General features: G+C 38.3%; 15 protein-coding genes. 8 read left to right on the forward strand and 7 right to left on the reverse strand.

The window, feature by feature from the left end; genetic code table 11:
* Positions 1-33: 33 nt before the first annotated feature.
* From eat to RMB03_RS08805, 4 genes are all read left to right on the forward strand, one after another.
* The gene (gene eat, locus RMB03_RS08790; RefSeq protein ID WP_311075424.1) at positions 34-1,470 is read left to right on the forward strand and encodes an ethanolamine permease; all 1,437 of its coding nucleotides are present in this window, start codon (positions 34-36) and stop codon (positions 1,468-1,470) included.
* 16 nt (positions 1,471-1,486) lie between these two features.
* Positions 1,487-2,872 (forward strand): ethanolamine ammonia-lyase subunit EutB, encoded by a 1,386-nt coding sequence (locus tag RMB03_RS08795; RefSeq protein ID WP_311075425.1) that lies wholly within the window; start codon positions 1,487-1,489, stop codon positions 2,870-2,872.
* A gap of 10 nt (positions 2,873-2,882) precedes the next feature.
* Complete coding sequence (gene eutC / locus RMB03_RS08800) at positions 2,883-3,698, forward strand: ethanolamine ammonia-lyase subunit EutC (protein ID WP_311075426.1); 816 nt, start codon at positions 2,883-2,885, stop codon at positions 3,696-3,698.
* 166 nt (positions 3,699-3,864) lie between these two features.
* Positions 3,865-4,587, forward strand: coding sequence for a glutamine amidotransferase (locus tag RMB03_RS08805; RefSeq protein ID WP_205468961.1), 723 nt, complete (start codon positions 3,865-3,867; stop codon positions 4,585-4,587).
* 395 nt (positions 4,588-4,982) lie between these two features.
* On the opposite strand, the gene RMB03_RS08810 is transcribed toward RMB03_RS08805, so the two are convergent.
* Complete coding sequence (locus RMB03_RS08810) at positions 4,983-6,710, reverse strand: glutamine--tRNA ligase/YqeY domain fusion protein (RefSeq protein ID WP_005039731.1); 1,728 nt, start codon at positions 6,708-6,710, stop codon at positions 4,983-4,985.
* A gap of 168 nt (positions 6,711-6,878) precedes the next feature.
* Between RMB03_RS08810 and RMB03_RS08815 the strand changes: the two genes are divergently transcribed.
* Both RMB03_RS08815 and RMB03_RS08820 read left to right on the forward strand, forming a co-directional pair.
* Positions 6,879-7,388 carry a peptidylprolyl isomerase gene (locus tag RMB03_RS08815; RefSeq protein ID WP_003652397.1) on the forward strand — a complete coding sequence of 170 codons (510 nt, stop codon included), beginning with the start codon at positions 6,879-6,881 and terminating at the stop codon, positions 7,386-7,388.
* A gap of 15 nt (positions 7,389-7,403) precedes the next feature.
* A complete protein-coding gene (locus RMB03_RS08820; protein ID WP_311075427.1) occupies positions 7,404-8,123 on the forward strand; it encodes a UDP-2,3-diacylglucosamine diphosphatase in 720 nt (239 codons plus the stop codon).
* A gap of 7 nt (positions 8,124-8,130) precedes the next feature.
* Here the strand turns inward: RMB03_RS08820 and RMB03_RS08825 are convergent, their stop codons facing one another.
* Positions 8,131-8,310: a hypothetical protein gene (locus RMB03_RS08825; protein ID WP_311075570.1), complete on the reverse strand. Its 180-nt coding sequence runs from the start codon at positions 8,308-8,310 to the stop codon at positions 8,131-8,133.
* A 190-nt stretch (positions 8,311-8,500) separates the two neighbouring features.
* On the opposite strand from RMB03_RS08825, the gene nfsB reads away from it, so the two are divergent.
* Entirely contained in the window at positions 8,501-9,154 is a 654-nt protein-coding gene (gene nfsB / locus RMB03_RS08830) for an oxygen-insensitive NAD(P)H nitroreductase (protein WP_311075428.1), read from the forward strand.
* A 35-nt stretch (positions 9,155-9,189) separates the two neighbouring features.
* Here the strand turns inward: nfsB and RMB03_RS08835 are convergent, their stop codons facing one another.
* From RMB03_RS08835 to tsaE, 5 genes are all read right to left on the reverse strand, one after another.
* Entirely contained in the window at positions 9,190-10,050 is an 861-nt protein-coding gene (locus RMB03_RS08835; protein ID WP_311075429.1) for a DMT family transporter, read from the reverse strand.
* A gap of 141 nt (positions 10,051-10,191) precedes the next feature.
* A complete protein-coding gene (gene hfq / locus RMB03_RS08840) occupies positions 10,192-10,713 on the reverse strand; it encodes an RNA chaperone Hfq (RefSeq protein WP_281830987.1) in 522 nt (173 codons plus the stop codon).
* 95 nt (positions 10,714-10,808) lie between these two features.
* Positions 10,809-11,753: a tRNA (adenosine(37)-N6)-dimethylallyltransferase MiaA gene (gene miaA / locus RMB03_RS08845; protein ID WP_311075430.1), complete on the reverse strand. Its 945-nt coding sequence runs from the start codon at positions 11,751-11,753 to the stop codon at positions 10,809-10,811.
* Between the two features lie 6 nt (positions 11,754-11,759).
* Positions 11,760-13,709: a DNA mismatch repair endonuclease MutL gene (gene mutL, locus RMB03_RS08850; RefSeq protein ID WP_132069258.1), complete on the reverse strand. Its 1,950-nt coding sequence runs from the start codon at positions 13,707-13,709 to the stop codon at positions 11,760-11,762.
* On the reverse strand, positions 13,702-14,175 hold the full coding sequence (gene tsaE, locus RMB03_RS08855; RefSeq protein WP_311075431.1) for a tRNA (adenosine(37)-N6)-threonylcarbamoyltransferase complex ATPase subunit type 1 TsaE: 474 nt from the start codon (positions 14,173-14,175) through the stop codon (positions 13,702-13,704). The genes mutL and tsaE overlap by 8 nt, the downstream gene beginning before the upstream one ends.
* A 120-nt stretch (positions 14,176-14,295) precedes the next feature.
* Here tsaE and RMB03_RS08860 point away from each other — a divergent pair, with 120 nt between their 5' ends.
* Positions 14,296-15,204 (forward strand): pseudouridine synthase, encoded by a 909-nt coding sequence (locus tag RMB03_RS08860; protein WP_311075432.1) that lies wholly within the window; start codon positions 14,296-14,298, stop codon positions 15,202-15,204.
* Positions 15,205-15,214 lie beyond the last annotated feature (10 nt).

The following is a 15,214-nucleotide window of genomic DNA, read 5'->3' on the forward strand; positions in this document are numbered from 1 at the left end:
TGATTCATACAAACCCACTCGCAGGAGTATTGTATGAATCAACCAGAAACAGCTTCCGTTATTGCTTCAAGCGCAGAAGTTTCATCAGCAGAATATTTTGCTCAGCGTCAACTTAAACAAGGTACCGTGGGTTGGTTACTCCTGATTGGTTTAGGCGTGGCTTATGTGATATCTGGTGATTTTGCCGGTTGGAACTTTGGTATTGCTCAAGGTGGCTGGGGCGGTATGTTTATTGCCACTGCGCTTGCTGCGCTTATGTACCTGTGCCTGTGTCTTTCTATGTCAGAAATGTCCACTATGATGCCTACGGCGGGTGGTGGTTATAGCTTTGCACGTGCTGCCTTTGGTCCTTTTGGTGGCTATTTAACAGGTACAGCTATTTTAATTGAATACGCAATTGCCCCTGCTGCTATTGCCGTATTTATTGGTGGTTATTGTGAATCTTTATTTGGCATTAATGGCTGGATGATTTACCTCGCCTGCTACGCCATTTTTATGGGCATACATCTCAAAGGTGCCGGCGAAGCCTTAAAAATTATGTTTGCGATTACACTTGTCGCAGCTGTTGCTCTGGTTGTGTTTATTGTCGCAATGATTCCACATTTTAATACACAAAATTTGTTGGATATTCCTGTTGGCACAGCAGCTGGTGCAAGTCGTTTTCTACCTCATGGCTATTTAGGCATCTGGGCAGCAGTTCCTTTTGCAATCTGGTTTTTCCTTGCAGTTGAAGGTGTTCCTTTAGCAGCCGAAGAAGCGAAAGATCCAGCCAAATCGCTCCCACGTGGTTTGATTGGTTCAATGCTCATCTTAACGGCGTTTGCCATGCTCATTTTATTCTTGGGTGCGGGCGCAGCAGGTGCGAGTACTTTACAAAATTCTGGTGCTCCCCTCGTAGATGCTCTGGTTAAAGTTTATGGCACCAATACTTGGCTTGCGACCTTTGTAAACTTTGTGGGTTTAGCAGGTTTAATCGCGAGTTTCTTTTCAATTATCTATGCCTATTCACGTCAAATCTTTGCATTGTCACGTGCTGGCTATTTACCAACCTCACTCTCCTTAACTAACAAAAATAAAGCCCCTTATCTCGCAATTATTATTCCGGGCATTATCGGTTTCTTACTTTCACTTACCAAAGAAGGCGATTCACTGATTTTAATCGCGGTTTTTGGTGCAACCATTTCTTATGTGTTGATTCTTTTATCCCACATCAAATTACGCCTATCTAAACCCGACATGCCCCGTCCCTATAAAACACCAGGTGGCATTGTGACCTCAAGCATTGCATTAGTTTTAGCAGTGGCTGCGGTAGTTGCAGGTTTTGTGGTTAACCCTAGAGTCTGGTTTATTGCTGCTGCTATTTATGCTGCATTTATTGCTTACTTTTTGTTCTATAGTCGTTATCATTTAGTGAAAGGTACACCAGAAGAAGAGTTTGCAAATATTAAAGCTGCTGAACAAGAGCTATAAATAAAAGGATGCAACCATGAGTTATCGCAATATTGTCGCCAATCAGCAGTATCACTTTGCTGACCTAAAAACTTTAATGGCAAAAGCAACACCATTACGTTCAGGCGATGAGTTAGCAGGTGTAGCTGCCAGAGACGCAACCGAACATGTTGCGGCACAAATGACTTTGGCCGATGTACCGCTTAAAACCTTTTTAAATGAGGTTCTAGTCGATTACGAAACTGATGAAATTACCCGTTTAATTATTGATGAACATGATCCGGCAGCCTTTGCCCCTATTTCACACTTCACAGTAGGCGATTTTCGGAATTGGTTACTTGGAGAAGAAGCAACTGCACAAAGCTTAAAAGCATTAGCATCAGGTTTAACTCCAGAAATGGTAGCTGCTGTCAGCAAAATTATGCGCAATCAAGATTTGATTTTTGTCGCTAGCAAATGTGAAGTGGTCACCCAATTTCGCAACACGATTGGTTTAAAAGGCCATCTTTCTACCCGTTTACAACCGAACCACCCTACCGACGATGTTCTTGGTATTTCCGCCAGTATTTTAGATGGCTTGATGTATGGCAATGGTGACGCCGTGATTGGTATCAATCCAGCGACGGATAACCTACATAATTTGTCTGAGCTACTAAAATTACTTGATCATGTGATTCAGGAATATCAGATTCCAACACAATCTTGTGTACTTACCCATATCAGCTCAGGTATTCAACTTGCTGAAAAAAATGTGCCGATTGATTTAATGTTTCAATCAATCGCTGGCACCCAACTGGCTAACGAAGGTTTTGGAATTTCACTCGATTTACTGCAAGAAGGATATGAAGCCACGCTTGCACTCAAACGCGGAACCATTGGACAAAACGTTATGTACTTTGAAACTGGTCAAGGTAGTGCATTATCAAGCAATGCACATCACGGCGTTGACCAGCAAACATTGGAAACTCGTGCCTATGCAGTGGCTCGTAAATATAACCCGCTTTTAGTAAATACAGTCGTCGGTTTTATTGGCCCAGAGTACCTTTTTAACGGCAAACAAATTATACGCGCAGGTCTAGAAGACCACTTTTGTGGCAAATTACTTGGTGTGCCAATGGGCTGCGACATTTGCTATACCAACCATGCTGATGCCGACCAAAACGACATGGATGTTCTCCTTACCCTATTTGGCGCAGCGGGCATCAACTTTATTATGGGGATTCCGGGTTCAGATGATGTCATGCTCAATTATCAAACGACTTCGTTCCATGATGCCCTATACTTAAGACAGCTTTTAGGTTTAAAACCCGCTCCTGAGTTTTCTGCTTGGCTTGAACAGCAAGGCATTTTTAAACAACAAAACTCTCAAATTTGCTGGGCAGATCACATGCCTGACCAATTCTCTCGCCTGCTTATGAATTAGGGAGAACACTATGAAACTCAGTCGTGATATTCAATATCCCTCTTCTACCCATCAAGATCAGTGGGAAAAACTCAAACAGTTTACCGATGCCCGTATTGCTTTGGGCCGTGCAGGTTGTAGCATCCCAACACGAGCCTTACTTGAGTTCCAATTGTCTCATGCACAAGCAAAAGATGCTGTTTATCAAGATATGGACGTTTTCCATTTATCTGAACAATTACAGCAACAGCAGCTTCCAAGCATTCATGTCCAAAGCAACGCCCCTAATAAGGAAATTTATCTTAAACGTCCTGATTTAGGACGTCAGCTTTCAGATCAATCAAAAGATGTCTTAATTAAGAAATATGCAGAAGGCTCTCAACAATACGATGTTTGTATTGTGGTCGGTGATGGACTCTCTGCAAGAGCAATTGAAGCGAACGCTGTGGCATTTATTACAGCGTTAAACGAACAAATTCAGCAAGAAAACTGGAGTCTTGCACCAATTTCACTTGCGACAGGTAGCCGAGTTGCTCTTGGCGATGAAGTCGCAGAAATTTTCAAAGCATCTATGCTTGTGATGCTTATTGGCGAACGTCCGGGATTAAGCTCTCCCGATAATATGGGCATTTACTATACATGGAATGCATATTCAGGCTGCCTCGATGCGAAACGCAATTGTATTTCCAATGTTCGCCCAGCAGGCTTAAGTATTCCAGTGGCGGTACAACGTTTAATTGCATTAATGAAAAAATCAAAACAACTCGGTTTTTCAGGCGTTAATTTAAAAGATGAACATCAACTTTCAAACATAGGCCTTGAGGAAACTCAAAAGCTATTATTTTAAACAGTAGAATATGTTTAGGGATTTAGTCATAAATAGATAATCCTTTGCATAACAACATCATTTTAACGAAAAATATCAATTTTCGGTTATTGGTGATTTATACAGATATTCTTTTCTTTATATTTATCGCTATACTCCACCTATTGATCTTCTATGAATCATTTGTATGAGCACAACAAACGCCTTCCCTAAAACTATTTATGCCATTCAGCATCTTGCTTTCGAAGACTTAGGTTCATTAGAAGATGTCTTTTATCAACTCGGATTTCGTGTCCGTTATTTTGAGGCGGGTGTTGATGATTTAACTCCTGCTTTTTCACATGAAGGTTTAACCATTATTTTAGGTGGTCCAATCGGGGTTTATGAAACTGATGATTATCCATTCTTAAAAGATGAAATTGCTTTACTCAAACAACGTTTAGCAGCCGATAAACCTACTCTGGGCATTTGCCTAGGCGCACAGCTTATTGCTCATGCACTTGGCGCAAAAGTATATGCAGGACATCAAAAAGAAATTGGCTGGGGTTCACTGAGTTTAAGCCTACGCGCTAATCAAGTTTTATCTGGTTTGCTTAATAATGTGCATGTTCTACATTGGCATGGTGACACTTTCGACCTTCCTGAAAATGCAGTGCTTTTAGCAAGCTCTGATATTTATACCAATCAGGCATTTGAAGTCGGGAATAATATTCTTGCCTTGCAGTTCCACATTGAAACCACTGAAGAGCATTTTGAAAAATGGTTAATTGGTCATACATGTGAACTTCGCCATGCAAATGTTTCGATTCCAAAGCTTCGCGAAGATAATTTGCAATACGCTCAAGCGCTCGAACATGCTGCATTTGAAATTATTCAAAAATTTCTCAAACGTATTGGATATAGTGGTTAATTTATAAAAATATAATTTAATAATTGATTAATTAGATTATATTCCTCAAACTAAACGTTTCTTTTTTACTCAAAGGTAGATTAATAATCTATCTTTAGGCACATTTATTTTTAATTTACGTGTATTATACATTTATTCTTTTTTGTAACATAAAATACACGCTGATTTACTATGGATATCTGGAAATTCATTAAAAGCTTTAATACGGTGAATACCTATTTATTGCTTGCATGTATTCTACTCATCACAATTATTGCTTATTTTTATGTCATTAACCCTGCTTAGCTTAATCGCCAAAGCAAAATAAAAAATAATATGAGTATGAACACCATAAAAAAGCCCAACTGAGTTGGGCTTTTTTATATCTGCTATTTACTCAAAACCTGTTACTCGTGTTACTTTTTCTCAGGCTTAAAGCTATCTTTCAAATCGAGAATACGGTTAAACACTGGTTTTTCAGGTGAATGATCATGTTGATCAGCAACAAAATAACCTTCACGTTCAAACTGGAAACGATCTTCAGGACTCGCTTGTGCTAAAGCAGGTTCAATTACAGCTTCTAATACTTTCATCGAATCTGGATTTAGGTTTGCCAAGAAATCATCACCTGTTTCAGGGTCTGCTTCTGTGAACAAACGATCGTAAATACGTACTTCAGCAGGAATACCTTTTGTTGCAGATACCCAGTGAATTACACCTTTCACTTTACGGCCTTCAGGGTTTTTACCTAAAGTTTCAGGGTCAATTGAACATTTCAGCTCAACCACTTCACCATTAGCATCCTTAATGACCTCATCACATTTAATCACGTAAGCATGACGTAAACGTACTTCACCGTCAGGAATTAAACGTTTAAAGCCTTTTGGTGGTACTTCTTCAAAATCTTTACGGTCAATATAGATTTCTTTGGTTAATGGAATTACACGGTCACCCATATCAACGTTAGGATGACGAGCATGAGTAAGATCCATATCCTCTGGTAAATTAGTTAAAGTCACTTTAAGTGGGCTTAAAACAGCCATACCACGTGCAGCTGTATTTTCCAAAGATTGGCGAATACAGAACTCAAGCATTGCAACATCTACAATACCATCAGTTTTTGACACACCTACACGTTTACAGAAATCACGTAAACCTTCTGGAGTAAAACCACGACGACGCATACCTACTACTGTTGGCATACGCGGGTCATCCCAACCATTTACATGACCACCTTCCACCAATTTACGTAATTTACGTTTTGATGTAATGGTGTAGTCCACGTTTAAACGTGAAGATTCATACTGATGTGGAACTGCTTTAGATTTTACCTTTTCTACAATCCAGTCATAAAACGGACGGTGATCTTGGAACTCTAATGTACAAAGCGAATGAGTAATCCCCTCAATAGCATCAGACAATGGATGAGCATAGTCATACATTGGATAGATTTTCCATTTATCACCTGTTTGATGATGCTCTGAATGCAATACGCGATATAAAATTGGATCACGCATGTGTACGTTTGGGCTTGCCATATCAATTTTGGCACGTAAAACAGCTTCACCCTCTTTAAATTCACCACTGCGCATTTTTTCAAAGCGAGCAAGGTTCTCTTCAACAGATGCATCACGGTATGGTGAATTTTTACCAGGCTCAACAAAACTACCGCGGTTTAACTTAATTTCTTCTGGAGACTGTAAATCAACATAAGCATCACCTTGCTCAATGAGTTGAACAGCCCATGCATATAATTGATCAAAATAACTTGATGCATAGCGTGGCTCACCATTCCAGTTAAAACCAAGCCACTTCACATCATTTGCAATACCGTCAACGTACTCTTGTTCTTCAGCATCAGGGTTTGTATCGTCAAAACGTAAATTACATAAACCATCAAACTCTTCAGCCACACCAAAGTTTAGGCAAATCGCTTTTACATGACCAATATGCAAATAACCATTTGGTTCTGGTGGAAAACGCGTTACGATCTGATTTGCACGTCCAGCAGCCAAGTCTTCAGTAATGACTTGGCGAACAAAATCTAAGCCAGCCTGTTGTTCTTGCTGCGCAGAATCGACAGAGGCATGAGTATTCGGTGTCGGGTTATTTGGCAGGCTCGAGACAACATCATTAGGCTTCATAGTGTATCAATCACTTCTTTGTAGATAAAATTTCGAAAAATTTAAACGCTATCTTCATTTTTAACAAAGATTTTAACGTTTTTTACTTGCCTTGTAGTTTACAGTTTGCTTATGCTTCTCTCAACCAAAAACCCATGGTCATAAGCCCATGTTTAGGAGATTAATGTAATGAGTTTTCCTCAAGTCGAATTAAACACCAATAAAGGTCGTATTGTTCTTGAACTGAATGCTGAAAAAGCACCTAAAACAGTAGCAAACTTTTTAGAATATGTACGTGACGGTTTTTATGACGGCGTTATTTTCCACCGCGTCATTGATGGTTTCATGATCCAAGGTGGCGGTATGGATGAAAACTTCAAAGAAAAAGCAACACGTGATTCAATTGAAAATGAAGCTGATAACGGTTTAAGCAACGACGAAGGTACGATTGCAATGGCGCGTACTCAAGCTCCTCACTCTGCTTCTGCTCAATTCTTTATCAACGTGAAAAATAACTCTTTCTTGAACCATACCTCTAAAACTGCTCAAGGTTGGGGTTATGCTGTATTTGGTAAAGTTGTTGAAGGTCTAGACATTGTTGAAGCGATCAAAGGTGTTCGCACTGGTAACCGTGGTTATCACGCTGACGTTCCTTTAGAAAACGTTGTAATCGAATCTGCTAAAATTATTTCTGAATAATTTTAGGATAAAGCTGTGACTTATCTGTTTATCTCAGATTTACATTTGTCACCTGAACACCCTCGACTCGTTCGAGGGTTTTTAGACTTATTGGTGCATTACCAAGATAAAAATACTCAGCTCTACATTTTAGGCGATTGGTTTAATGCCTGGATTGGAGATGACTATTCAGCACCATGGCTCGATGAAATTGTCGATGCCTTAAAGGCTTTTACTCAAAAGGGTAATCGAGTTTACTTTCAAGTAGGCAATCGGGATTTTGCTCTTAATCAAGTTTTCCTCAATAAATTTAATGGCGTTTTACTCCCTGACATTTATTCCCTCAATATTGCAGGACATCAATATCGTCTAGAACACGGCGATGCATTATGTACAGATGACGTTTCTTATCAAAGATTTAAAAAGATTATTCGAAATCCTCTATTAGTCGCTCTTTTACGCCGAACTCCACTTAGTTTTCGCACTAAGCTGGTTAATGGCTTCCGCAAGAGAAGCTCCGCGGATAAACAGCAAAAAAGCTATGAAATCATGGATGTGAATGAGCAAACAGTTCTGTCTGCTTTAGCAGATGTAGATACACTGATTCATGGGCATACTCACCGCCCGTCAATTCATCAAGTGCAAGATAAACAGCGAATTGTTCTTGGTGATTGGCGTGAAGATCAGGCTTATATTTTAGAAATTGATCCATCCTCAAATACGCAACAGCTCGAATTGGTTGTATGGAATTATTAGTTAGAAATTAGTCACTTTTTATTTCAACTTTCAATTCTTTAATTTTTTTATTTAAATCAGAATCGTAAATCACACACATGCTGGCAATAAATATAAATTTCCAGCTTATATGTGCATGATCGTGATACTCAATGTATAAAATAAGAAGACTCAATACAAATATAAGAATGATAAAAGCTTTAACAATTCTAACTTCTCACAGCTTACTCTTTGCATCGGTTGGCATTAAATCAATCATTTTCAATAGATTACTAAACTTTTATATAAACATTATATTTCTTTATCAAATTACATAGGAAATGTTTTTGAATAAAATAGCGTATGATGACAAAGATTAAATTCTCTCAATTGCCATAAGATTGATATGGAGTAGACCTATGGACCTATTGAATTCTGTTAAAAGCCGCTATACAACAAAAGCGTACGATTCTGAAAAGAAAATCCCCCAAGAAAAAATTAATAAATTATTAGAAATTTTACGTTTTTCACCTTCTTCAGTGAATATACAGCCTTGGCACTTTTTTGTTGCAGATAATCTTGCAGCTAAAGAAAGAATAGTGAAAGCCCTAACAGGTAAATATGCTTACAATGGTCCCAAAGTGCTTGAGTCATCACACACACTTGTATTTTGCACAAAAACAGACATTTCATCTGAATACTTAGATCAATTACTTGAACAAGATGATTTAAGTGGCCGTTTTAAAGATGAAAAAGCTAAATTAGGCCAAAAAGATACTCGCCATGGCTATGTTGAGTTCTATCGAAATGAGCAGAAAAATTTATTTGGATGGATGGAAAATCAAACATTCATTGCTCTAGGACAACTACTTTTTGCTGCGGGTTTAGAAGGAATTGATGCAACCCCAATGGGCGGCTTTGATGAAGATATTTTAAATAATGAGTTAGGTTTAACTGAAAAAGGCTTACGAAGTTCAGTCATTGTTTCCCTAGGTTATCGCAGTGAAAACGATTTTAATGCCAAACTACCTAAATCACGCCTACCAGATGAAGTTATTTTTACCTATTTATAAAATTAGAATAGTTCAAGAGATTCAACTCTCTTGAACTATAAAGCCATTGCCCTAGCTAAACAAATCACGCCACTTATCCCAAATAGAATACCCAAAGTGGTATGCCATTTTAATTTTTCTTTATATAAAATAACGCCACTTGCAATGCCTAATAACACCACAAGAATATTCATACTTGCAAAAACAATTGCAGGCGAGTCTTTTAAAAGAATATGAGCTTTCACATATAAAGCAATATTTGAGAAATTAAGTACCCCCAGCACCAACCCAGCTATAGCACTTTTAAGCTGCCATTTTTGGGTTTTCTGCACCAATAAATATGAAATTGATAATATAAAAGCTGTAATAAAAATAAGATTCAAAGTGAGTGTAAATTGAAGACCTAAACTACTCGTATATTTTAAGAGAATATCTACTGCGGCATATCCAAACCAAACACTTAATAGAGCAAAAATTGCTTTTCTAGATTGATGATTCGAAGAAGCACTCATTTGTCCAAAAAGAACAAGTAAAACAGCAAAAATTCCTAAACCTATTCCCCATAGCTTTAATGCATTAAATTGTTCATGAAAAAAGAAATAAGCTGCGAGTAAAGAAAGTACGACAGAAAGACGCTGTGCAACTTCGGTCTTAACAATTCCTGCATATTCTAATGACTTGGCTAAACACAGAAAAATACTGGGCAAAATCAGTCCCAATGCAATAATTAACCACCAAGGAGTCTTTTGTATTGAAATATGTTGAATATCAGGCTGAAACCACCAAAAGCAAAGAAGACTCGCGCTCGCATAGTTCCATGCAATCATTTGTAACGGCTGATACTCTTTTTTCTTTAAGTTTTTTAATAGGATAGACACCAAAACACTACTTAAAGCAGCAGCCAATATTAATATCATCGATTAAAACTCTATTTATTTAAATATATGAGTCACCATGGTCAAATCATGACCTTTGATGAGTTTAATATTTTGAATTAACTTTTAAATAAACATAAAAAAACCAGTCATTATCTGACTGGTTTCTTTTTTAGATATCAATTAACGATTATTTTCGTCTTCTTGACCATCTTCAAATTTAGTATCGTTGTCAAAACCACCTTGATGACCACCGAAGCCACCTTGACCACCGAAACCACCACCTTGACCACCGAAGCCACCTTGACCGCCGAAGCCACCACCTTGACCACCGCCGAAGCCACCTTGACCACCGAAGCCGCCTTGAGCGCCACCGAAGCCACCTTGAGCACCACCGAAGCCGCCTTGAGCGCCACCGAAGCCACCAGTAGGTTGACCACCAAAACCGCCTTGTGTGCCACCTTGTGCTGGGAAGCCTGTACCTTGCGCGCCTGCTGGGCGTGGGTTACGTGCTGGAACAACAGTTGAAATCGCGTGTTTGTAAACCATTTGACTTACTGTATTTTTTAATAAAACAACATATTGGTCAAATGATTCAATATGACCCTGTAATTTAATACCGTTCACAAGGAAAATAGAAACAGGAATACGTTCTTTACGGAGAGAATTTAAGAACGGATCTTGTAAAGTTTGACCTTTAGACATTTTTAACTCCAAAAAAAAATTTTTAAATCAGCGCAAAAAAAACTATCTTTATTTTTCAACTAAAAATTATAAAAAGACAGTGTGCAAATTTTGCTTTATCCATAAGAGTTTCGCAAGTCTTCTTTCGCCTGCTTTATCGTCAAGTAAGTTTTAAAATCGTGTATTTCTTGCAAAGAACGTAACCACGTATATTGACGTTTGGCAAGTTGTCGTGTTGCAAATAAAGCTTTATCCTCCATTTCACGTTTACTTTTGAGACTTATATCACTTTTTAATAGAAATTCTAGTGCTTGTCGATAACCCACTGAACGCATTGAGGGTAAATTTTCATCTAAATCGTATTTTTCAATTAGAGCTTCAACTTCACTCAAAAAACCGATATCCCACATTTTGCTTAATCTTTGCTCAATGCGTTGATGTAATTCTACCCGATCTGGAAGTAAAGCATAATTATGAAATATGTATCGATATGGTACGTTTTTTGGTTGTTCTGCCTGCAATTTAGTAATTGGCTCACCCGTAAGCTTATAAACTTCTAGTGCTCGAATAATCCTTTGCTTATCAGTCACATTAAATTTTATAGCCGCGGCAGGATCTACGGAAACTAATTCGTCATAAACAGCCTGCCACCCTTCATTTAAACCTTTTTCTTCAATTGCTGCCCGAACTTGGGCATCTGCACTTGGTAAATTACTCGATAGACCTTCTAATAATGCCTTAAAGTACAACATTGTGCCTCCTACCAAGATAGGAGTTTTCCCACGTGAATGCATGTCATCAATCAACTTAGACGCATCTTCAACAAATTGAGCGGCTGAGTAAACTTCAAGAGGAGTAATCAGATCAATTAAATGATGAGGATATAGCGCTTGCTCTTTACGAGTTGGTTTAGCAGTACCGATATCCATATCTTTATAAACGAGAGCAGAATCAACAGAAATCAGCTCAAAATTTCCACGTTCGTATAATTCACATGCCAAAGCGGTTTTACCACTTGCAGTTGGTCCCATTAAATTGATGACGGGCAATTGATTTGACATGTAAAACTACTCTCCTCGAGCAAATAATTTATCTAATTGAGATAATGGAAATGCACGCCAAGTTGGCCTTCCATGGTTACATTGGCTCGCAAATTCGGTTTGTTCCATTTGGCGAAGTAAAGCATTCATTTCCGAAAGACTGAGTTGTCGATGTGCACGTACTGCTCCATGACATGCCATTCCAGCTAATAACTCATCTCTTTTTTGAAGTAATCCTTGTGCTTCATCATTTGGATCTAAATCATTTAAAAGTTCAGGAATAAGATTTTCAAAGTCAGCTTTTTGTAATATGGCTGGTACTCCCCGAACAATAATCTGCTCGTCCCCATATAAATCAATTTCTAGTCCTAAGCGCTCAAGTTGAGGTTTCAACTCTTCTACACGCACTGCCTGCATACGACTAATAGAAATGACTTTAGGTATAAGCAATTGCTGAGATGTCCAAAACTCTGGTTTGTCCCAAGCATTTTTCATTTGCTGTAATAAAATTCGCTCATGGGCTGCATGCATATCAACAATAATTAGCCCTTCTGTATTTTGCGCTAAAACATAAATTCCATGAAGTTGAGCAATTGCTATGCCTAACGGAAATTCATCGACTTTAGTTACTGGCTCAATATCTCCATTTACTGAAAAATTAGCAGGTTGATCACGCAGTGGCGCTAAGTATGTCTTTAACGCATTATTTAACTGAGGAGAGCCATTATATCTTGGTGTTTGATCTGCATAGTGAACAGCTTGCGGACGACTAGCATTAAAATCAGTTAATAGCTCTGTCGGTGCATTCTGAGCTCGCGCTTCATTGTCTGGATTTAAAGCTTCATTTGCCCGATGCAGCGTAAATTGTTCCTGATATTTTGGTTGAGACTGCACAGAGTAGTCTGAGGCTTCATCTACTTTCATCGCTTGAGCTAAATCAGCGCTCGCTGTCTGAAATTGCGACAGAGTTTCTTTGGCATAATGTCTTACAAACTCATGCACTTCTCTCTGATTTAAAAAGCGAATTTCATGTTTTGTAGGATGAACATTCACATCGATATTTTCAGGATCAACTTCTAAAAAAAGTAAATATGATGAATGTTGGTGGCCGTGTAAAATACCGTCATATGCCATACGTAGTGCATGTGAAATCGTTTTATCTTTAACAATACGACCATTTACATAGACATATTGCATATCAGCCTGCGCACGAGCATCTGAAGGATGGCCAAGCCACCCCGATAAACGCATGCTAATACTTTCGGCATCCATCCAATATGCATTTTGTACAAATTGCGAACCTAATAATTGCTGTACTCGCTGAAAACGTAGTTCTCCGCTATCTGCTATAGGTAAATTAATTCTAATATTATCATTATGCTCAAGCACAAAACGTATATCAAAATGTGTTAGAGCTAGACGGCGAACAATCTCTTCGATATGGCCAAATTCAGTGGTTGGTTTTTTTAAGAATTTACGGCGTGCAGGAACATTAAAAAATAAGTCCTGAACACGTATGTGGGTTCCCTTTTGAGCAGCAACAGCTTGTACTTCTTGATGATCAAAGGCTGTACCATTGACTTCAACCTGATGACCAATACCACTTTCATCTTGACTACTGGTCAATGTCAATCTTGAAACTGCGGCAATCGAAGCAAGTGCTTCCCCGCGAAATCCCAAACTTACAATAGCGTGTAAATCTTCTGCAGTTTTAATTTTACTTGTCGCATGGCGCATGACGGCTAATGCCAAATCTTCAGAATGAATACCATGCCCATTATCAATAATTTCTATGAGGGTCGAACCACCTTGAGCGATCCGTACAATGAGTTCAGTTGCACCCGCATCGATGGAGTTTTCTAATAATTCTTTAACAACAGATGAAGGACGTTCAATCACCTCACCAGCAGCAATCTGGTTGGCTAACGCTGCGTCTAAAGTATGAATACGACGTTGTGTTAGCTTTTCATCAGTCATGAAGCTGTTCCTGCAAAGTCTGATACAAAGGTTCTGTGGGTAGAGTTAAAGTTACAAAACGACTCAGCTCATCCTCTGACTTTTGAATATCGATGATGATATCTGCCTGAGGAATTTCATCACCACCTTTTGATGGCCATTCAAATAAAAATAATGCATCTGTGACATCTAAATAATCACGGATTCCCATTAATTCAAGTTCATAAGGGTCATTCAAACGATATAAGTCAAAATGAAAAATTTCTTTTCCATTTATTTTATACGGCTCAACTAGCGTATAGGTTGGACTTTTAACAGAGCCTTTATGACCCAAAGCCTGTAAGAAATAGCGCGTAAGTGTGGTTTTACCCGCACCTAAGTCTCCAATTAAATAAATCACACCTGACTGAACATGTTGCGCCAACGCTTGAGCTAGACGCCCAGTATCTTCTTCATGATTTAAGACCAATTTCAATGAATACGACATAGCACACATAACATGATTCAAAATAATCGATATGATAACATTGCCCTGCCTTAAAAGCCTACTCAAGCCCTAGAAGTTGGCTTTTTTTATATCAATTCTCTTACATATTTATACTTTTTTATGTCTAGTCCGAACGATTTTTTGCCACCTATGGTTGATGGTGTAAGCGCAAGCCAAGTTTATCTTCCTGCACAAACAAATACTCAAACTATTTATGAGTATTTATGCCAACATTTTCAACATATTAAAGTACAAGAGTGGCAGCAACGATTTCAAGATGGACTTATTTATGGGGCAAATGGACAAAAATTAACATTAGATAGTCCCTATCAAAGCAATACCCATATTTTTTATTATCGATTTCTTGCCTATGAGCCACATGTTCCTTTCGAACATCGGATTTTATTTGAAAATGATGACTTATTGGTGGTCGATAAACCTCATTTTTTAACAATTAGCCCAACTGGACAATATGTGCAAGAAACATTATTAGTTCGACTTAAAAAACAGACAGGCAATGAATTTTTAACACCGATACATCGATTAGACCGTGAAACTGCTGGGGTTGTTCTATTTTGCAAACGGGTTGAATCGCGAGGTATTTACCAACAATTATTTGCAGAGCGTCAAGTCAATAAAACTTACCACGCTATCGCTCCTTATAAAAAAGAATTAAAACTTCCTCAAACATTATATTTACATTTAGATAAAGGGACTCCTTTTTACACCATGCAAGTTTTGGCAAATGCTAAAGCAAACACTCAGACCTTTATTGAACTTATTGAACACAACCAGATTTGGGCTAAATATCGTTTAACACCGACGACAGGTAAACAGCACCAACTTCGTGTACATCTTAATTATCTAGATATTCCGATTAAAAATGATCCATTTTATCCGACTGTTCAACATAAGGCAGATGATGATTTTTCAGAGCCATTACAACTTTTAGCTAAGCACATTTCATTTGTCGATCCACTCACAAAAGGGGAAATGTTTTTCAATTCTCAGTTTGAATTGACGTTGTAATGTAAGCGTA

Origin of the sequence: Acinetobacter sp. V91_7, assembly GCF_031799075.1 — a bacterium.
Taxonomy (GTDB): domain Bacteria; phylum Pseudomonadota; class Gammaproteobacteria; order Pseudomonadales; family Moraxellaceae; genus Acinetobacter; species Acinetobacter calcoaceticus.